Source organism: Chitinophaga chungangae (assembly GCF_017742215.1).
Classification (GTDB): domain Bacteria; phylum Bacteroidota; class Bacteroidia; order Chitinophagales; family Chitinophagaceae; genus Chitinophaga; species Chitinophaga chungangae.
In genome coordinates, this window is the sequence record NZ_JAGHKP010000003.1 from 689,906 (window position 1) to 709,539 (window position 19,634).

Sequence of the window (19,634 nt, forward strand, 5' to 3'; positions counted from 1 at the left end):
CGAAATATGAAAATGATAAAGCTAATATCTGATGTTAAGGTTTCCGCCCTGTTCAGATCATGGATATATATGTTGCTGGTGGCATGTGCAATGACGGGCTGTACCAGGGATAAAGAAAAGATATTTATCACCGATACGAACCTGAGCATACTGCAAAAGCATAAGAGTAACCTTGAATCGTTGCTCGTGAATTCCGCATATGGAACCGCGCCGGGAACTTATCCCCAAAACAGCAAAAGTATTCTTACGGCCGCTATTTCAAAACTGGAAACGGCGATCGAAAGTATGGAGTCTGGCGGCGGCGCGAACAATGATGAACTGGAACTACAGGTGGCCGCCGTAAACCAGGCTATTGATGCGTTTAAAAACAGCAGGTTATATAACCTGGCGCCCGAAGCGCAGCAATTTGTGGCCAGCCTGAAGGCAAAAGCCCAGGAGTTTGCTTTATTGCTGAACGACGAAGCCAGGTGGGGCAATCATAAGGGCCAATACCCGGTTGAAAGTAAAGGGTTCCTGGAAACCGCTACCGCTTCTTTATACACATTGGTGGAGAATATTTTGTCCGGGTCCGTTACGAATATGACGCAGGCGCTGTTCGATGATGCCATGCAGGCCGCCGCCGCCGCCATGCAGAAAGTGGAAGATTCGAAATGGGAAGAGGACAATATTATATGGAACCTGTTTGTTGACGGAAATAACGGCGGTTATATCGATTTTGGCTATAGCCCGGACTATGTGAAATTTGGAGACGCCAATAAACAGGCATTTACAGTTGAGCTTTGGGTAAACGTAACATCCTATTGCAACGTGCCAGGCCAGGATAACAGTACCTTTTTGTCTACTATGACGCAACAGGACTACTGGAGCGGCTGGAGGGCACAGGACCGGAACAGGGGTTTACAAAGAACAATGGTTGCCCACTGGCAGGACAATGGTCCATCAAACCCACAAATATGGGAACCAGGCTGGAAGAAATCCGATAACTGGACGCTCAATCGCTGGACACATTACGCTTTCCTGTTCAGAGATGAAGGATTGCCTGGTTTTGATACCCCAACCGATGTTAAATGTTATTCAATGATCGATGGCCAGAGACAGGGGGAGATCATCAGAGTAGGAGAGCGTTGGAGGACCTATATCAGCGACAACAGCGTCAAGTATCAGGTGCATATGACCGGATTCTGCTCGTTGGATAACAACGGGAACAGGCAGGAGGCTTTCTCCGGTTATATCAAGAAAATAAGGATCTGGAAAACAAACCGCACGGAGGAGCAGGTGAGAAATTCTTACCTGGGTGTGGCAACGGATGTGACTGAAAATAACAGCAACCTGGTTGCGGCGTGGGATTTCGAGGTACGTGGAAGTAAGCCGGCCGGTACTGAAATCACAGATTTAACAGGAAGGCACATCGCCACACTCAAAGGCGCTTTCAAATGGGTGGAATCAACTGAAGTACCACAATAGGCAGATTTTTCTGAATCGTTCTGCGAAAAGTTGATGATAATTTGATTGTCCCGGTCACGCTTCCGTGACCGGGATTTTTCTTTTACAGGCACAGTGACCTGTTTTCCAGCGTCTCCGGCCGGGTCATCACATATATATGGGGCTGAGCCACGCCACGATTTGCATTGCACCCTTTTGATACCGGGGAGCATTTCTGGTAAAAGTTTGCTTCATATAAGCTATTAAATACAGGGGAAGGGATTTTGTAAGCAGGAAAAGTTGCCATCATGTATGGCATCGGACAGGGTTAAAATATAAACTGGCGGTAAATATAAATTTTACTTTTTATCAAACCAGCATTTTTTATAATATATCCTGAATTTTTGGAGAGGAAAGTTAAGAATTGCTGTATATGAAATATATGTACATTATCTTTACCGGGTAAACGCCTCAAAAAGCGGGTATTCAAAGCAGTTTTATGGAAAAATTCAAACAGCTACAAAAGATAAAAGAGATATACGACCAAGGTGGCAACATTATCCAATACCTGAAAAGCATCGGGAAAAACCGGGCGAATACCATCGAAGATATCCTGATAAGCTACGATTTCCAGGCGGGATCGTATATCAAATATCTTTCCGATAATTCCGAATTTAACCAAAACTACAGCAAGGCGTTAGCCACGGTGATCGATAAATTGGGCGATATAGGGTCTTTAATGGAGGTTGGTGTGGGAGAAGCCACTACGCTCAGTTCCCTGCTCAAAAACATGGAAAAAAAGCCCGCGGCGGTTTTCGGGTTTGATATTTCCTGGTCAAGATTAAAATTTGCAAAAGGACTGTTAAGCGATCGTAATGCAAGCAACGCCACGCTGTTCACTGCCAATCTTTTTGAGATACCCCTGCTCGATAACTCGATTGACGTGGTATATACTTCCCATTCCATAGAGCCCAATGGCGGCAGGGAAGCAGAAGCGCTTAAAGAATTGTACAGGGTCGCCAAAAATTACCTCGTGCTGTTGGAACCGTCGTATGAATTTGCGGATGATGAAGCAAAAGCAAGAATGGAACAGCATGGTTATATCACCGCGCTTTACAAAACTGCAAAGGAACTGGGATACAATATCGTCGAGCACCGGCTTTTCGATCATTCCGCAAATCCCCTGAACCCGACCGGGCTCATCATTATCGAAAAAAAGGAAACAGCGTCCGGACCTTCAGGCCTGGTATGCCCCATTTCCCGCACGGCGCTGGTAAAACATAACGAATCGCTGCTTTATTCAAGGGAGAGTTTCCTCGCTTACCCGGTAATCGACGGCATTCCATGCCTGTTAAAGGAGAACTCGGTACTGGCCATTCATTTACTTACAGAGTATGATGAGTTTAAGTCGGCGAACAATATCGAATACCAATAATCACTCAATCCTGTTCTCCTTCAACATCTGAACAAATTCCTGGCCGCCCCAGTCTTTCCTCAGATTGGGATTCCGCTTGGATACTTCCACAATCTGCCGGTTAATGTCTTTGTCTGAAAAAGCAATAAGCGCTTTGGCGGCTGCAAGGTAGATATTGGGATTGTCTGCTTTTTCAAGACGGGCAAACATTGCGGTTGCAAACGAAGCGTCTTTTATTTCCATCGCCTTGTTTGCAAATGTAGGGAACACATCTACATTGCTCTCCCTGATGTTTTGTTGATCAGCCCGATGGCTAAAGACCTGTCCTGCGCCGTCGCCAGGATAAGCGGAATGTCCTGCTCCCATTTAAATTTCGCCAGTAACACTAAAGCCGATCGGTTGTTTTCCTTTGTAACAAGCAGATAAGGTGTTGCTCAAATGTAAACAATCCGGGCTTATTTTAGTAGCAGCCCCCCGGTATATTATTTCTTGCCGTATTTGGACGGAATTGATGTTATAATCGACAATCATACTTAACTTTAACAACGGTAGCCAGCCGCCGCAGGCAACGTTCCCGCGGGAAACGGGCTGCTGCCGCCCCATTATTTCACATGAAAAATCCAACAATATGCTCATGAAAAAAATGCTGGCCGTTCTCGCTTTGGTGTTGGGGACAGGCACGTTTGCGCTTGCTCAAAACAACACAGAAGAAATGGTCAAAGAATGGGAACGGGCCAAGGCTTACACCCTTGAATATCTCGAAGCCATGCCGGATTCCGGCTACGCGCTGAAGCCCACGCCGGAAATGCGTTCCTTCGCCGAACAGATGCTTCACCTGACGGACGGCAATTACGGGTTGACCTCCGCCGCGATGGGTGTGAAAAGCCCCGTCGCATTCGGAGAATCCGAAAAAACAGGGGATAAATCGAAGGCGAACGTCATCAAAGTAGTGATGGCCGGTTACGACTACGCGATCGAACAGGTAAAAAAAGCCCAACCTGCACAATTAGGAGAAAAGATCAAACTGTTCAACCAGTTTGAAACAACGCGCGGAGTGGCGCTGGGAAAGGCTTTCGAGCACCAGACGCATCACCGCGGGCAAACGACGGTATACCTTCGGCTTGCCGGCGTGAAACCGCCGCAGGAAAAATTATTCTGACCAGCCGGTCCTTTCCGGGACGGCGTGGCGGCGTCCAGGTATTCATGCCGAACGGCAGATAACCGCTCATAACAAACGTTTCATGGGCAAGATCGGGTTGCTTTAGGGCAACAATATAGAAATTTCCTGAGAAGTCTTATCTATATCGATTTTGCAGAAGAAACGCCACTCGTTTTTTACCCCCGCCTTCTGCTACGTCCTGATCTCCTTCCGCATGAACAAATAATATGAAAGCGCAAAACACGCCACCGTGGCCGCGATCAGCCCGCTTACCTGCGGCCATGCCACCAGCAGGCTTTCGCGTACGGACAACGGCGAGGGAATGGCGCCCGCCATTTGCTCCATCGTGAGCGGGCCAAGACTGCGGACGGAAGGCATCAGCAGGGTGGTGGTGGCATCCGCGTACAGCTGGCTGGGCACAAAACGCACGAAGGTCATGATCACGTTGTTGTACGAAAGCACCTCGTCCGGCGACAGCTGCCGCGGATCGGGCAGCAATGCGGTTACGGCGAGGTTGAGCAGTATCTGGTAGAAAACGGTGAAGAACAGCCAGATGGCGATCGCCGTCAGCGCGGAAGTAGCGGTTTGCCGGAATTTTACAGACAGGAGGATGGACAGGTTCAGCCAGAACGCTACGTACACCACGCTTAGCGCCGTAAAACAAATGATCCGTACAAATTCCGAAGGCGCTATCGGCACGCCGGTGATGATCAGTCCTCCGCCGATCATCAGCAGGCTGAGCGACAAAAACAGCGTGCCGATCACGATCAGCGAAGCGGTGAACTTCGCGGTAAGCAGGAAGTCGCGGTAAACCGGCTGCGCCATTACACGGATGAGCGAGCCGCCGGACTGCTCTGAATTGATCGCGTCGAAGCCCATGGCGATGCCCAGCAGCGGCCCCAGGAAACCGATGAACACGTGAAATGCGGGAAGTGAGCCGCCGGTGACCGTGAGCAGTTTCAGGTACAGGAAAATACTGTCCGGGTCGCGGGCATCCGATACGGCACTGCGGATATTGGCGAGGGAAACGTACATCGCGCCGAAAAATGTCAGTAATATCAGGCCCGCCAGGATTATGAACCGCCAGCTGCGCACCTGGTCCGCCACTTCTTTCCGCACGATCACGGAAAAAGGCGAAGCCGCTTTTTGCGGCCGCTCAGCGCGTTTTGAGCCTGCCAAAAAAAGACCGTTGAAAAAGGCCGCTTGACTTGTCATGGGAAATATTTTCCTTTAAGTTGTTTTCAAAATAACGGTGATAGATCTCATCGAGCCCGTAGTTTTTTCTTTGCACGCCGGTTACGTCCAGCTGCCGGCTAACGAACAAACGCACGATATCCGGGGTAATATCTTCATCGCCCGCGATTTCCACAATGTTGCCGCTGAACGTTATTTTTTTCACGGAAGGCAGCTGCAGTATTTCCCGCTCCAGTTCCGCCGGTTGTTCCGGCGTGGAGCGCAACGCCACTTCCACCACGAAAGGCGCCGTTTGGAACAGGCGCGCGGCAAGCGTGCCGATGTCGCCGTCCGCCAGCAAACGGCCGCCCACGAAGATCCCGACGCGGGTGCAAACCTGCTGCACCTGGTGAAGGTGGTGCGACGAAAGCAGCACGGTGATACCCTGGCGCTGGTTCAATTGCGTGATGAGCCCGAGGAAATCTTTAACCCCGGCGGGATCGATGCCGAGCGTAGGCTCGTCGAGAATGATCACTTCGGGTTGTTTGATAAGCACTTCCGCCAGGCCCAGCCGTTGTTTCATGCCCCGGGAAAATTGCCCGGCCTTTTTATGCATGGCGGATTGCAACCCCACTTCCTCCAGCATTTCCCGGGCAACGTTCTTCACCGAACTTTCCGGCAGCCCGTTCAGCCGCGCGATGTACACGAGGTTTTCCAATGCGGTCAGTTCGTTGTAAAACCCCACATTGTCCGGCATATACCCGACCTTTCTTTTTACGCTGATGGGGTCGCGCGTGGCGTTCAGCCCGCAGATGCGCGCTTCGCCCGAAGAAGGTTCGGTTAACCCCAGCAGCATCAGGATGGTGGTGGATTTGCCCGCGCCGTTCGGCCCCAGCAGCCCGAAGATCTCGCCTTTGCCGATGGACAAATGAAGATCGTCTACGGCCTTCAACCGGCCGTAGTGCTTCGTCAGCCCGTTCATTTCAATGATAGCTTCCATGACGTTATCTCCTGCCATATTTACGGATGAGATAATACACGGCGCCCAGCGCCAGCAAAATGATAAGCACGCCCAGCCATCCCGTGAGCGCGGAGGTTTTGACGGTCATACGGAAAACCGCGTCGGATGAGGATTCCGCGTTCTTGGCCGAAAAGGTGGTCACATAATCTCCCGCAATGGTTTTGTCGGGAACGCTCAGCGTGGCGATCACTTCCTTTTCCTTACCGGGCTCCAGCCGCTCTATGGAGGAAGGCACGAAAGACGCCTGCCATTGCGGGGGCGTTTGGGCAGACAGCTCGAGTTTGTCCAGCGCGATAGTGCCGGCGTTTTTCACCACCAGGTGGATCTCTTTGCGTTTGCCTTCCGTTACATCGTCGCTAAGCCTGCCGGTGGGCGTGGACAATTCCAGCTTGTAAGCGCCTTTCACCACGGCTTCAAGGTCCAGTTTCAGGGAATCCGCGTTGGACAGGGCTGTTACAGGCACTTTGTATTTGCCCGGTTTTTCAGCCATCGCGGGGTGAAGCTCGATCAGCACGTCCTGCGTAACCCCCGCGTCAACACGAAGGGAGGTGACCTGTATACCTTCTACCTTGAAGGAGGCGGTCCACCCCGCCGGAAGCTGCGCGGAGAACTGGTAAACGCGGGACGATGCAGCGTCGTTGCGAAGTTTCGCATTGTAGCTGAAGGTGGCGTTGGCCGCGGCCTCGATATTCATCAACCGCACCGAAAACGGCGGCGGCGGCGCTTGTTTGACGGCCTGTGCGATGCCCCGCGGGCCGCAAAAAAATAAAACGATAAAACAGAGAAAGAATGATGGCTTCAGCCTGATCTGCCGCTGAAGAGTTTCAGTGATAGCTGACATTGCTAATTAAGATTAATAAATAAAAATTATATTCCTGATGAAACTATAACGCCTATTTACTTTCCTTTCAGCAAGGAAACGGATATGTTTTCCTGAAGCGACGAATTTAAAAACAAAATCAAAAAAAATGCAAGGGGAATGCATAAAAATATTTTTTAGGATTTTTTTTATTGAGGCTGTAATCTTTTGTGGTATTGCATTATAAGGGGATTGAAATTATTTTTTGAGACCGGAAATTCAGAATATATTCAGTTTTTTGTTTTAAGTACCATCCCTTCGCCGGAACCGCACATGAAGGCCAGGTTCTTTTCTTTAGGTCATTGCAGCCCCCCGCGCATATAAAAAACGAAGACCTTTCAACCTTTTTTATTATAATTATAGCTGATACTATAAAAAACGTTATGAAAAGATTTATTTGTCTCATTGCCACCGTTAGTCTCCTGTCTTGCACGGCAAAGAAGGGAGAAGAGGATTTTATCAAAGAGAACATGTCCGCCGTCAAAACGCAGCTGACCGCTATGCTGGATGAAACCAAGACCGGCGATCCGCTGAAATTCCCGCGCACCGTTAAAGAAGGCAGGCTGGTGAGCACCAGCATGTACGACTGGACGCCCGGATTTTTTCCCGGCAGCCTCTGGTACGCCTGGGAGCAGACGCAGGACGCGCAGCTGCGCGAGCAAGCCACTGCATGGACCGAAAAGCTGGAGCCGCTGAAAGATTTCACCCAGCACCACGACCTTGGATTTATGGTGTACTGCAGCTACGGCAACGCTTACCGCCTTACCGGCAACAAAGCGTACCGCGACATTCTGATTCAGTCCGCCCGTTCCCTCAGCACCCGTTTCAACGATACCACGGGCTGCATCAAATCGTGGAACTCGTTCAAATCATGGCATGCCGATTCCGCCACCTATTATTTCCCCGTGATCATCGACAATATGATGAACCTGGAACTGCTATTCTTCGCTTCCCGCGAAACCGGCGACACCAGCTTCCGGCACATCGCCGTAACGCACGCGGAAAACACGATGAAAAACCAGATCAGGCCTGATTACAGTTCTTACCACGTGGTATGTTACGATACCCTTACCGGGGATGTACAGGCCCGTGAGACTGCGCAAGGGTACGCGGACAATTCCACCTGGGCGCGCGGCCAGGCATGGGGCATTTATGGTTTCACCATGGTATACCGCGAAACGAAAGACCCGCGTTTTCTGAAAACCGCGCTAGGCATGGCTGATTTTTATCTCGATCATAAAAACCTGCCTGAAGACAAAGTGCCGTACTGGGATTTTAACGCGCGGGAAGAAGGTTACAAGCCCGGCGAACGTTCCAATGCCAATAAAGTAGCTGCCAAATACCGCGACGCGTCGGCCGCAGCCATCACCGCGTCCGCATTATTTGAACTGAGCGGTTACGCCGGCGACAAAAGCGCCAAATACCGCGAAGCGGCCATCAAAATGCTGCATACGCTGGGCAGCAGCGAATACCGCGCGGCGGCGGGCAGCAACGGAAATTTTGTGCTGATGCACAGCGTGGGCAGCATCCCGCACGGCTTTGAAATAGACGTACCGCTGGTATATGCGGATTATTATTTCATCGAGGCGTTGCAACGGTATCAAAATTCTTTAAAATAACCACTGCTGTCACCTCCCGGTAACCCCGGCAACTCAAAACAACATCTCATCACGCAAAGGCTGCATTACATGTAAAGTAACGCAGCCTTTGCCGTTTCGGCGGTACATTTGAATATCATTTTGCCGTTATGAAAATATGTGCTTCCTTATTGCTCATTTTTATCTTCTGCGCCTTCAAACCTTCCACCATAGCACCTGATAGCGAAACGTTCGCCGGTACGATGCCCTGCGGGCAGCTCATCAGGCCTTTCCTGCGCATTGCCGCGGAGAAAGACTGCGCGCTGGTGAAATGCAAACTGATCCTTGCACGACAGCCGGCCACCTGGCGGTTAACGGCCTGTAACCGTCATATCCTGGGCGACAATAATTATTCCCAACCTGGCGTCAAAAGCGAAGCTTCCGGCACCTGGAGCGAGGGAAAAAAGGAAGGGGCAACCGTGTAGGTGCTGAGCGCGTGCAGAACCGGCAACAAACTCCGCTTTATTAAGCTCGGCAACGATCTCCTGCACCTGCTCGATGAAAAAGGCCGGTACATGACCGGCGATCCTTTCCGGAGTTATACCCTTAACCGCATTCAATAGTTGGATGATGAAAAAAATATTGGGCTTCTTTCTAACGTCCCAGTTGTTCCGCCGCGATCCACTTCACATCGTACTCGCTGCTGAAGAAAAAGTATTTGCCGTCGGGCGTGAGGTAGGAACAATATTCATAGGAGGTCGTATTCACTTTCGGCCCGGCGTTGACGGCCTTGTTCCACTGGCCGACATCATTTTTCAGGGAAATGTAAATATCTGCGGAGCCGATCGTGTCCGGCCGGTTCACCGCAGTGAAAAGCAGCATTTTTTCATCCGGTGAAATGCAGGGATCGTGTTCCATGCCCGGCGCATTGATGGCAGGGCCGAGGTTTTCCGGCTCGCCGTACCGCCCGTTTTCCAGCCGGCTGTAATAGATCTCAAAATCCCCGCTGCGGTTGGATGCGAAATAGATGTTGCCGTTCGCGGCCAGCGAAACGTAATATTCGGTACTGTCGGAATTGACGCCCATTACATTCTGCGGTGCGGACCAACGGCCGTTTTCGAGCTGCCGCACCCGCCAAATGTCGTAATCGCCGGTAACGTCTTCGGAAGTTTTCGGGCGGTTTGAAATAAAATACAAGGTGCCATCCTGCGCAAAGAACGGGTCTGCCTGCGAATAGGCCGGTTCGGAAAACGGTGCCGGCACAGGCTCCGACCATCGCCCGTTCCGGTTTTCCGTTTGCCAGATACCCCATTTCCCGTTCGCGGAGCGGCAGAAATAGAACGTTTGCCCGTCCGGCGAAAACGCGGCATTAAAATCGAGGGAATCTTTGCTGACGATCCCGGGAAGGAACCGCAAAGCCGCCGTATCGGGGCGCGGCGAAGGGTAGGTGGTGCCGCTGTTGGCCGCATAACGGCAACCGGCGGCCAGCAGCAAGGCGAGGAAAAGAAAAGGTTTCAGGGAAATGGTCATTCCATGAATATACGAAATACCTTCCGGCCTTCTTTAATTTTGAACGATTGGCGCTGCGAGATCCGCCAGCCTGGCTTTTTTATGTGAGTGCTTGATATTTTGCCGGGGAATATCTACTTTTCCTATAAATTCAAACCTTTTACCTATGGAATTAAATCAGGAACACCTGCTCGGGAATGAAATTAACCTCGTTCAGGCATCTCATGGCAAACGTTTTGCCAACAACATTATCGATGTTATTGTCTTCTACATTATCAGCTTTTTGATCGGTATCCTCCTCGCGATCGTTTTCCCGGATTTCGTCTTTTTTACGGAAAACGCCACCGGCGGTCAATTGCTGGACGCGCTTTTTTCGATGCTTCTATACGCCCTGGTGTTTGGCAGTTTTGAAGCCTTACTGAAAGGGAAAACCCCGGGAAAATTAATTACGGGCACACGGGCGGTAAACCAGGACGGTACTTATATCTCTGCTTCCACCGCGTTTAAGAGAGGTTTTGCGCGCGTCGTTCCCTTCGAGGCGTTCAGTGCGTTAGGCACGCCCTGTTTTCCCTGGCACGACAAGTGGACAGACACCTACGTGATCAACGAAAAAGAATCCTCGCTTGATCGGGAGAACTAAAACGGGCGCATTATTGCTTATCGTTTTATTTACTTCTTCATGCAATTTCCTTCCCTCACCCCGTAAGGTGGACTGGAAGGCGGTTTGGAAGGATAATGAAAGCAGTTTGAAACAATTCGCCGTGAAAGTAAGCGCCGATACAACAAGGTACAGGAACCATGGGCAATATGACTTTCCTTCAAATTTTGAATACCCTTTCGATGAAGGTTTTGTGGTCGAACGAAGGAAAAATGATGTTACACTTGCGTTTTATACAGACAGGGGATTGCTGGATCACTATTCCGCCTTCATCTACACAACAGATAGTACCATGCGATCGGAGCTTGATGAAAAAGTGAAGATGGGTGGGAATGATCATTTCCTTGAAAAGAACTGGTACCTGATCAACGACTGAATTCATTCAATTCCCCCTCTCAGGCTCACCAGCTTATCGTACAAACTTTTCGTTACTTCGCCGGGTCTGCCATCGCCAACGATTTTTCCATCTATTTCGAGTACCGGCAGCACAATTTTCGTGGTGCTGGTGATGAACGCTTCACGGGCATGCTGAAGGTCTTCCAGCCGCACAACCCCTTCTTTTGTATTCACATTTTCCAGTTCCAGTATTTTTTTCCGGGTGACGCCTTTTAATATTTTCTCCGCCGGCGTCACGATAACGCCATTCGCCGTAACAATGAAAAAATTCGCGCGGGGGCATTCCCGCAGCTCGCCACGATCGTGGTACAGTACATCGTCTGCCTGATGCTCGTTAATGAATGGCTGCAGGTAAATGGATTGCAGGTAATCGATCGTTTTCACCTGCGGCAGCTGCCGCTGATAATCGTAGGTCACCAGCCGGATGCCTTTGTCGAATGCCGCGCCGCTGAAGCTGTAAGCGCTTTGGGTGATAAGCAGGTTAGGTTCCGACAGGGTATACCCATTTTCCGAATACCCGCCGGTGAGCGTGATGCGGATGCCTGAGTGCGCCAGGCCGTTCCGGTCGGTCAGTCCTGCGATCAGCTGTTTGAGCGTTTCGCGGGACGGTTCCACGGGAAGGCGCATCATATCGGCAGACCGGTAAAAGCGGTCCAGGTGGTCGTCGAGGAAAACGGGCTGATGGTTTTTGGTCCTGAAATAATCGAATATGCCGTAACCGCGCTGGATGGAGAGATCGCTGATGCGGATCTTCGCATCCTGCTCCTGCACGTATTGCCCGTTGATGACGGCGTATAACTGGCTCATTGTATGCTGTTGTGTTTTTTGAGAATGGGTAAAACCTTGTCCAGCGGCAGCGCTTCGATTTTGCGGCCCTTGTGCCCGGTCGTGGTTTCAGCGGTGAAAAGCGAGTTGAGAATGGCTTCTTCAGCAGCTTCTATGACGGCTATGAACAGTGGTGAAACGGCGTCGTTCTGCAGCAGCGGGACGTTCATTACTGCGCTGTTGCCGGCATATGGAATGCGGTAGGCGGTGGAGAACGCGATCACATAATCGCCGCTGCCGTTGGAGGCGATGCCGCCTGTTTTGCCAAGGCCGAGCATGGCGCGTTTGGCGAGGCGCATCAGGTTGCGGTGGTCCAGCGGGGCATCGGTGGCTACTACGATCATACACGAACCGTCTGCGCTGTTGAGCAGCCGGTCGCTGTAATCGAACCAGCCGAGCGTTTTGCCCACTGGCGCGCCGTTGATCTGCAGGGTGCCGCCAAAATTGGTTTGCACGAGTACCCCGACCGTATAGCCGCCAAGACTGGCCGGCAGTTTCCGGGAGGAGGTGCCGATGCCGCCTTTGAAGCCGAAACAGATAGTGCCGGTACCCGCGCCGGTGTTACCTTCGGCAACCCTGGCCGTGTCTGCCCGGCGGATGGCCTGCAGTACGTCTTCTTCCGTTACATGCCTGCCGCGGATATCGTTGAGATAGCCGTCGTTGGTTTCGCCGACGAGCGCATTCACCGAGCGTACGTTTTCGTTGCCCTGCCGCTGCAGCGTATAACCGACCAGGGCGTTCATGGCAACAGGCACGCTGAGGGTATTGGTGAGCACCACGGGCGTTTCGAGATTGCCCAGTTCATTCACCTGCGTACTGCCCGCCAGTTTGCCGAAACCATTGCCGACGTACACCGCGGCGGGCACTTTTTCCTGGAAAATATTACCGTCATGCGGCAGAATCGCCGTTACGCCGGTGCGTATGGAATCGCCTTTCACCAGCGTAACATGACCAACTTTCACGCCCGCCACGTCGGTGATGCTGTTTAACCTGCCGGGCTGTATCACGCCGGGAACAATGCCAAGATCGCGCGCCCTTTTTCTTTCCTGCGCGCACAATACGGCGGGAAGGGCCATGAGAACGAAAATGAAAGGTCTCAACATACCTGCAATGATAGGCAATTTTGCGGCTGTACCGTCGGCCGCGCTAATTTTCCTGCAAGATCAACGCGTTCATGATCGAATAGCCGCCGTAAGACCCGCTGTTTGTCGGCGCATACATCTGGATCTTTATCACGCCGTTGGCATCCGGGCTTACATTCGTCAGGGTGACCATGTTGGCCGTATTACCCAGCGCGTTGAGCAGCTGTTCTGTGCCGCCGTTCACTTTCCAGGAGCCGTAACGGGGAGTGGAAATGCCCGCCGTTTTGTGAGACGAGTAAAACGACAGGTTATATGTTTTTGAAGGGTTCAGTCCTTTCAGCAGCAGGTTATCGTCTCCCGAACGCAGGCTGTAATTGAACCAGAAAGCTTTGGAAACGATATCGGGCACTACGCCGCTGTTGTCGCCGGTAACGGCGCCGTCCGTATTGTTGGCGTTGGCTCCGGCGAGCGGAGACCACAGTGTGTTGCTGCCGCCAACGTTATCCACAGTCCACCCGGTTTCGGGGTCGGTTTTGACGATATGTTCGTTCGTTACGTTGCCGAAAACGTTGAACCATCCGGGAACCGGTGTGGAAGCGGTTTTCGAGAAATATGCACGCAGTGTTTTTTTGTTGTTGTTGTCCGGGAATACTTTCACGATAGATGTCGCGATCATGCTGTCTCCCGTAGTATTGTTCCTCCCGATTACCCTGAAAACGAAGGTGCCATTGGTAAGCCCGGAGATATTGGCGGTAGTGCTGGTGCCGTTAGCGATGGTGGTGGTATTGGGGCCGGAAACCTGCATCCATTGATAGGTATCGATCACCGCGCCGTTTACCGGGGTGGTGGTCAGCGAAACAGTAGACAGCAGGGTGCTGGTATCGCGGAGCACGAGGTGGGGGAATGGCGGGATGGTGCCCATTACGCCGATGTCTAACACGCCGAGGTGCGCAAAAGTGCTGGTGCCGCCTACGCGGATGTTGATATCCAGCGAGTCTACCCCGAAAACGTTTTTGAAAACGATGGCCCTTTCATATTCGGCCGTGTCGCTAAGTGAATACCGCCCATCGAAAGATTTGGATTCGCTCCAGTCCTGCGTGCCCAGCTTGGCCTGCATGGTGCGCTGCGTGGTTCCCGCGTCCCTGCGGGCGCCCCATAGCTTGATGAAATAGGTATTGTCCTGGTGAAGCCCTTTGATCCTGAGCGTAATACCATCCGGGTTCACGCCGGAGTGGATGAACATGTTATCGTAAACGGCTTCTTTCGGATAATCGCCTACCTGCGTGGTAAAACCGTTGTAGTTGATGGCTTCGGTTGGCGGCGGCGCAACGAAGCTGCCCTGCGGCGTGCCTATGAGGCGTATGCTTACAGGCGAAGGCTCGTTGGCGGAGGTTTTCAACGCACCGATGGCCGAGCCGTTCACAAAACCGCTTGCAGTGCCGTTGCCTGCCCAGTTGTTCCAGTACTTTCCTTCATAGTCTGGCGACACGGAAGGCCAGCCGTCCGGATTCCCGGCTGCGTTGAGCGTAAGTGCGCCATCCCCGCCGAGGTCTATGAGAAAACGATGATCAAAATCGTCCACGCCGGGATCTTCAGACGAATTCTCGGTATCCAGCAACGCGATGTTCGAATAAGGGGACAAAGTACCATTGCGGTATTCGGCCCTCACCCTGAAATAGATCTTCCCCGGGCGCGGCCTGGCATATTGTTTTTTTACAACGTTCTGGTCCGTTTCCTCCGTAAACAATGCCCATGAGGTGCCGGTCGCGGAACTGTCGACGATGTATTTTTTAATGTCTTTTACCGGCTGGAAAAAATTCAGCCAGCGGTCGAACAAGTGGTCTGCAATAAACTGGTTGCCCGCGGCGGTAAGATGGATGCCGTCGCCCTGGTCGTATTGGGGCAGGATAACGGCGGGATTAGCAGCGTTGGGGTCTACCACGTCGTTGAACGCTTCCACATACCTGTCCGGCCATATTCTGCGGATACTGTCTCCCAGCTGTTTCAGCATCAGCTGCTGCGAGGCGTTGTACGAAGTTCTCGGCTGCGTGGTCTGGAAAAATACCGGGATGCCCCTGGTGCTGAAAAACGTGTCGATCTTTTTCAGGTTGACGATGCTCTGGTTCACGGTGTAGCCTGCCGATGGGTCGTTGGAGGGCAGGGAAACGAATATGAAATCCGGGTTACCGGCAAGGGCGGTTTCCACGTTGCGACCCGTAATGCCGCCTTCGCTGGAAGGCAGGATATTGCCGCTGCTATAACCGGTTACTGCAAGGTTTCTCCAGCTTGGGGTGGAGGTGTTATTACCCAGCCAGCCGGTGATCTTGTCTTCCAGGCGATTGGGGCTGGAAAGCCCGTGGCCCGCCAGGGTAGAGGACCCCAGCCCGGCGATGCGCGGCGCGATATACAGGGTTTTTGCATTCGAGGCCCATCGCAGGGTGAAAGTGGAGTTGCCGTTGTCTCTCGCGCCCGCCACCAGCTGAAATTCCTGCGGTTCGGCAGTGCCTGGTCCACCAGGGCCGCCGGGGCCTTCCGTCATGCTAAAACTTATACCGCTGATGGCTTCGATGAATATCTGCTCGTTTTGCTCCAGGGCCGGGTAAAAAGTGATCTTTCCCGCCGCCTCGTCTATTTTCACGCCATTGGCCGTATCCCTGTATTGGAGCAGGCCGTTGCGGAGTACTTTGATGAAATATTGCCGCAGGGAATTATGCTGAAAAATGCTGTCCCCCGCCTGCGGAAACCCGCTGCTGCCAACGGTAAATTGAACGCTGGCGCCCAGCTGCCTGAATTGTGTTTGCCCGTTCCCTGGATTGTAGAGATAACCGGGTGTTCCGGCCGTTTGGTTCTTTAACACCAGCTCGCCGTTGATCACAACGGAATCGGGAAATAATTTCAAAGCCTGACCGGATACCGCGGTAATAATGCAGAGGCAGGGAATCAGAACGAAGATTTTCAGCATGTCTAATTGTGTAAATAGGTATATGGTCCCAGGTTAAAATTGCGTGAAGTCGCTGCGGTGCAGCGCTTCGATGTATATCCGGTCGGATGTCGCCAGCACCGGGTAAAAGGTGATCTTCCCCGTCGCCGCATCGAACTGGATGCCGGTGGTGGTATTTTCACCCTGCAGCCGCCCATTGCGCCATACTTTGACGTATTTGCCGCTAAAAAGCGCGTTGGTATAGGTATTGGCCCCAACTGCCGGGTATCCCGTTGCCCCGGGCGCAAACTGCACTGCGTTGCCGATTCCTCTGAACAAAGTATGACCGTTGCCGGTATTGAGGAGGAACCCTTGCTGCAATTGGGAATTATGGCGTATGGCAAGCTCCAGGCGATTCATGACCACGGAGTCGCGCGTTGCGCGGAAAGACGACTGGGCGTTCGATCGGAGCACGACGAGGGATAACGGTATAAGGAACACAAAATATTTCATAGTGGGTATAACGGGTAATCAGGTCGAAAGTCGGAATAATATTTTACAATTCAAAGTTACTTTCTGATCCGGTTTTTTTTTAGTTCGTTGATTTTCTGGGTTATCACCGCCTTTTCCGTCTGCGTTTTAGCCAGGTCGTACGCCTTGCCGAAATGTTCCCGGGCCGTGGCATCGTCTATTCCGCTGCACAATTCCCCCAGCAGCAGCCAGTAGAAATGATCGTTCTCCATACGGAGGGCTTCCGCTTCCGCCAGCGCCTTATGTTTACCGTGTACCTTACAGAAGGCGAACACCCGGTTGAGCGCCACGCCCGGAGCGTAGTTTACCAGCAGCAGCTGGTCGTACAGGAACAGGATCTCTTCCCATTTTTCCGGACTGTCTTTTTTGATGCAATGCCAGTAAGCGATACGTGCCTCGAGGTGGAAAGAACTGATCTCGTCGCCTTCGGCGGACAGCCGCAGGAAATGCCGGCCCTGCCTGATCAGCTCCCCGTCCCAAAGCGATTCGTCCTGCTGGTCGTACAGCACCGGGAATCCTTCGCCGCCCCGCGCATCGAACCTCGACGCATGAAAACACATCAGCGCGATAAGGGCGTTGGTTTTGGGGCGGTTGGCGGGAGGGTAGGCGGTAAGTGTGAGGCCCAGGCGGAGGGCTTCCAAACAAAGGTCTTTCCGCAATATCTCGTCCTGCGTTTGCGAATAATACCCTTCGCTGAATAGGAGGTAGATGATGTGCAGAACATTGTCAAGCCGGCTGACTATCTCGTGTTCAGGGGGCAGTTCCATCCTGATATTTTCGGTGCGCAGCTTTTCTTTGGCCCTGAACAGCCGTTTGTTGATGGTTTCTTTGCTGGTGAGGAATGCCTCGGCGATCTCGTCGATGCCGAAACCGCAAAGGATGCGCAGCGCCAGCCCGATCTGCGCTTCGCTGGCGACGGCCGGGTTGCAAATGGCAAAGAGCATTTGCAGCTGGCTGTCTTTAATGTGCTGCATGGAAAAATCGAGATCTTCAGCCGGTTGTTCTTTTTCCTGCTGCGAAGAAATGGCGGGGGCCACCTTCTGGTCGAAGATCTTGTTTCTCCTGAAATGGTACAGCGTTTTTTGTTTCGCCACCAGGTACAACCAGGCGGTGGGGTTGGGCGGCAGCCCTTTCATGCCCCAGTTTTCCGCGGCTGCCAGGAAGGTTTCGCTTACGATGTCTTCCGCCGTTTCGATGTGCTCCAGGCCAAACTGACGGCTGATCACCGCCACCATTTTAGAAAACTCCTGCTGAAACAGGCGTTTCAGCGATTCTTGTCCTTTTTCCATATGCTGTAATGAGGCGCGGCGGAAACGGCCCAAACGTTCCGCCGCGCCGGTTCTTTCCGGTTAACCGATGATCTCGCGCACTTCCACGCTGCCGCCCTGCTCCAGCGCGGGGCAACCGTGGGCGAGGGTAGTGGCTTCGTCGAGGTTTTCGGCTTTTACCACGATGAAGCTGCCGAGGCGCTCGCGGATCTCTACGAAAGGCCCGTCGGTCACTACGCCGCCGGCTTTTAATACTTTCCCTTCCATGGCGAGACGCGGCCCGCTGCTGGCCAGCTTACCCTGGGAGGCCAAGCCGCCTGCCCATGCTTTCCATTTATTGGTCAGCGTTTCCATTTCTTTGGGCGACGCATTGCTGTAATCGTAGCTGGGCTGGCGGAATAATAATGCAAACTCTTTCATGAATGTCAGTTTAAACAGGTGATGAATGTATGATTTACATTTCAATAATGCGCGGCAGGGAAAAAATTGGACATCCCCCGAAAAAAAATCCGGGGCAGGGTTAACGGCCGTTTTTCCGTTCGTAAATTTAAGGCATGATATATATTACCCAGCTCGTTTATATCCATCCCGGCATGGAAAGTACATTCGGGGAATTTGAATCGGTGGCGCTGCCGCTGGTAGACCGGTATAACGGCAAATTGCTGCTGCGGATACGGCCGGAGGAAAACAGCATGATCGCCGGGACGCTGGAACGGCCTTACGAAGTGCACCTGGTGAGTTTTAAAAGCGAAGCGGATTTTGAGCGGTTTAAAGCTGACCCCTCGCGGGAGGGAATGTTGCACCTGAAAGACCTGAGCGTCCGGAAAATGGTGCTGATAAGGGGCATGGCCTTGTAACAAGGGAGAGATTTTACCTTTTGTCGTATAACGCCTGTTTTATGTCGTATTCGCACGCTGTCGTTTTTAAAAGGCGGCCGTATGTTTGCATTATCAAATCAATCATCAATTTTAAAACAAAAAAACGCACGCATATGCAAACCTCAAACAAAACCAAAGTAACGATCGAAGCGACCATCAACGCGCCTGTTGAAAAAGTATGGCAATACTGGAACGAGCCTTCCCACATCACCCAGTGGGCCTTTGCATCGCCCGACTGGCATGCGCCCAGCGCTGCGAACGACCTGCGTGTAGGCGGCACGTTTACCACCAGGATGGAAGCGAAAGACGGCAGTTTCGGTTTCGATTTTGCCGGCGAATACACCGAAGTGGAGCCAAACAAAGTGATCGGTTACACGATGGGCGATGGCCGCGAAGTAAGAACGGTGTTTACGCCCGTTGGCAACGAAACGAAGATCGTATCCGTTTTCGACGCGGAAGACCAGAATCCCGTTGAAATGCAGCAGGCAGGCTGGCAGGCTATCCTGGAGAACTTCAAGAAACACGTGGAAGCATAATCGCAGATATTTTTTCAGAACAGGAAATTTCGCCGTGGGTACCTACGCGCGAAATTTTTTGTTTTATAAAAAAACGTACATTCCGTTTTGTAACAAATGGAATATGTTATGAAAACACCACTGGAAAAGGAAAGACAAATTCTTATCAACACGTTTGACAAGTTCGCCGATGACTACTGGAAAACTTTAGCCGAAATTTCCAGGGCATCGGCGGTAAATCTGGAAGATGTAATCACTATTGTTTTTACATCACCCGATTTTGTGAGGTCGCCTTACAAATTGAAAGATGGGCAACCAGTTTATACTACAAGGAAAGTATACAGGAAACGTACGCCGTTTATCCTTCAATTGTTAACCGCATTCTAGTTCGGAGACGGATTGCTTCGTCCCTTACCGGAATTTATGA

At 51.9% G+C, this 19,634-nt stretch carries 22 protein-coding genes; 11 read left to right on the forward strand and 11 right to left on the reverse strand.

What is annotated here, in order from left to right:
- Positions 1-6 precede the first annotated feature (6 nt).
- Positions 7-1,464 (forward strand): DUF4972 domain-containing protein, encoded by a 1,458-nt coding sequence (locus J7I43_RS17195; protein WP_209147088.1) that lies wholly within the window; start codon positions 7-9, stop codon positions 1,462-1,464.
- A gap of 457 nt (positions 1,465-1,921) precedes the next feature.
- Positions 1,922-2,857, forward strand: a complete 936-nt coding sequence (locus J7I43_RS17200; RefSeq protein WP_209147089.1) for a methyltransferase domain-containing protein — start codon at positions 1,922-1,924, stop codon at positions 2,855-2,857.
- Here J7I43_RS17200 and J7I43_RS17205 read toward each other — a convergent pair whose 3' ends face one another.
- Entirely contained in the window at positions 2,858-3,202 is a 345-nt protein-coding gene (locus J7I43_RS17205; protein ID WP_209147090.1) for a hypothetical protein, read from the reverse strand.
- A gap of 262 nt (positions 3,203-3,464) precedes the next feature.
- Between J7I43_RS17205 and J7I43_RS17210 the strand changes: the two genes are divergently transcribed.
- Positions 3,465-3,995 carry a DinB family protein gene (locus J7I43_RS17210; protein ID WP_209147091.1) on the forward strand — a complete coding sequence of 177 codons (531 nt, stop codon included), beginning with the start codon at positions 3,465-3,467 and terminating at the stop codon, positions 3,993-3,995.
- A gap of 192 nt (positions 3,996-4,187) precedes the next feature.
- Here the strand turns inward: J7I43_RS17210 and J7I43_RS17215 are convergent, their stop codons facing one another.
- From J7I43_RS17215 to J7I43_RS17225, 3 genes are read right to left on the reverse strand one after another with little or no spacing between them, the layout of a single operon-like run.
- Positions 4,188-5,210, reverse strand: a complete 1,023-nt coding sequence (locus J7I43_RS17215; RefSeq protein ID WP_209147092.1) for an ABC transporter permease — start codon at positions 5,208-5,210, stop codon at positions 4,188-4,190.
- Positions 5,152-6,168 (reverse strand): ABC transporter ATP-binding protein, encoded by a 1,017-nt coding sequence (locus tag J7I43_RS17220; RefSeq protein WP_209147093.1) that lies wholly within the window; start codon positions 6,166-6,168, stop codon positions 5,152-5,154. Before J7I43_RS17220 ends, J7I43_RS17215 begins: the two co-directional genes overlap by 59 nt.
- A 4-nt stretch (positions 6,169-6,172) precedes the next feature.
- The gene (locus J7I43_RS17225) at positions 6,173-7,030 is read right to left on the reverse strand and encodes a COG1470 family protein (RefSeq protein ID WP_209147094.1); all 858 of its coding nucleotides are present in this window, start codon (positions 7,028-7,030) and stop codon (positions 6,173-6,175) included.
- A gap of 401 nt (positions 7,031-7,431) precedes the next feature.
- On the opposite strand from J7I43_RS17225, the gene J7I43_RS17230 reads away from it, so the two are divergent.
- From J7I43_RS17230 to J7I43_RS17240, 3 genes are all read left to right on the forward strand, one after another.
- The gene (locus J7I43_RS17230; protein ID WP_209147095.1) at positions 7,432-8,667 is read left to right on the forward strand and encodes a glycoside hydrolase family 88 protein; all 1,236 of its coding nucleotides are present in this window, start codon (positions 7,432-7,434) and stop codon (positions 8,665-8,667) included.
- A gap of 128 nt (positions 8,668-8,795) precedes the next feature.
- Entirely contained in the window at positions 8,796-9,110 is a 315-nt protein-coding gene (locus J7I43_RS17235) for a hypothetical protein (protein ID WP_209147096.1), read from the forward strand.
- Positions 9,111-9,248, forward strand: a complete 138-nt coding sequence (locus J7I43_RS17240) for a hypothetical protein (protein WP_209147097.1) — start codon at positions 9,111-9,113, stop codon at positions 9,246-9,248. It begins immediately after the preceding gene.
- 31 nt (positions 9,249-9,279) lie between these two features.
- Here the strand turns inward: J7I43_RS17240 and J7I43_RS17245 are convergent, their stop codons facing one another.
- Positions 9,280-10,155 carry a TolB family protein gene (locus J7I43_RS17245; protein WP_209147098.1) on the reverse strand — a complete coding sequence of 292 codons (876 nt, stop codon included), beginning with the start codon at positions 10,153-10,155 and terminating at the stop codon, positions 9,280-9,282.
- 145 nt (positions 10,156-10,300) lie between these two features.
- Here J7I43_RS17245 and J7I43_RS17250 point away from each other — a divergent pair, with 145 nt between their 5' ends.
- Together J7I43_RS17250 and J7I43_RS17255 are read left to right on the forward strand one after the other, a co-directional pair.
- The gene (locus tag J7I43_RS17250) at positions 10,301-10,774 is read left to right on the forward strand and encodes an RDD family protein (RefSeq protein WP_209147099.1); all 474 of its coding nucleotides are present in this window, start codon (positions 10,301-10,303) and stop codon (positions 10,772-10,774) included.
- Entirely contained in the window at positions 10,758-11,168 is a 411-nt protein-coding gene (locus tag J7I43_RS17255) for a hypothetical protein (RefSeq protein ID WP_209147100.1), read from the forward strand. The genes J7I43_RS17250 and J7I43_RS17255 overlap by 17 nt, the downstream gene beginning before the upstream one ends.
- 2 nt (positions 11,169-11,170) lie before the next feature.
- On the opposite strand, the gene J7I43_RS17260 is transcribed toward J7I43_RS17255, so the two are convergent.
- The 6 genes from J7I43_RS17260 to J7I43_RS17285 all read right to left on the reverse strand — a co-directional run bounded on the left by J7I43_RS17260 (position 11,171) and on the right by J7I43_RS17285 (position 18,234).
- On the reverse strand, positions 11,171-11,995 hold the full coding sequence (locus tag J7I43_RS17260; protein ID WP_209147101.1) for an aminotransferase class IV: 825 nt from the start codon (positions 11,993-11,995) through the stop codon (positions 11,171-11,173).
- Positions 11,992-13,116 (reverse strand): DmpA family aminopeptidase, encoded by a 1,125-nt coding sequence (locus tag J7I43_RS17265; RefSeq protein ID WP_236023409.1) that lies wholly within the window; start codon positions 13,114-13,116, stop codon positions 11,992-11,994. Before J7I43_RS17265 ends, J7I43_RS17260 begins: the two co-directional genes overlap by 4 nt.
- Before the next feature lie 43 nt (positions 13,117-13,159).
- Positions 13,160-16,057, reverse strand: coding sequence for an SGNH/GDSL hydrolase family protein (locus J7I43_RS17270; protein ID WP_209147102.1), 2,898 nt, complete (start codon positions 16,055-16,057; stop codon positions 13,160-13,162).
- Positions 16,058-16,090: 33 nt separating this feature from the next.
- Entirely contained in the window at positions 16,091-16,489 is a 399-nt protein-coding gene (locus J7I43_RS17275) for a hypothetical protein (protein WP_209147103.1), read from the reverse strand.
- Between the two features lie 95 nt (positions 16,490-16,584).
- Positions 16,585-17,835, reverse strand: a complete 1,251-nt coding sequence (locus J7I43_RS17280) for an RNA polymerase sigma factor (protein ID WP_209147104.1) — start codon at positions 17,833-17,835, stop codon at positions 16,585-16,587.
- Positions 17,836-17,895: 60 nt separating this feature from the next.
- A complete protein-coding gene (locus J7I43_RS17285; protein ID WP_209147105.1) occupies positions 17,896-18,234 on the reverse strand; it encodes a YciI family protein in 339 nt (112 codons plus the stop codon).
- A 134-nt stretch (positions 18,235-18,368) separates the two neighbouring features.
- On the opposite strand from J7I43_RS17285, the gene J7I43_RS17290 reads away from it, so the two are divergent.
- The 3 genes from J7I43_RS17290 (at position 18,369) to J7I43_RS17300 (ending at position 19,594) form a co-directional block, all read left to right on the forward strand.
- On the forward strand, positions 18,369-18,671 hold the full coding sequence (locus J7I43_RS17290) for a hypothetical protein (RefSeq protein ID WP_209147106.1): 303 nt from the start codon (positions 18,369-18,371) through the stop codon (positions 18,669-18,671).
- A 134-nt stretch (positions 18,672-18,805) separates the two neighbouring features.
- Positions 18,806-19,228, forward strand: a complete 423-nt coding sequence (locus J7I43_RS17295; protein WP_209147107.1) for an SRPBCC family protein — start codon at positions 18,806-18,808, stop codon at positions 19,226-19,228.
- A gap of 108 nt (positions 19,229-19,336) precedes the next feature.
- Positions 19,337-19,594, forward strand: coding sequence for a hypothetical protein (locus tag J7I43_RS17300; RefSeq protein ID WP_209147108.1), 258 nt, complete (start codon positions 19,337-19,339; stop codon positions 19,592-19,594).
- Positions 19,595-19,634 lie beyond the last annotated feature (40 nt).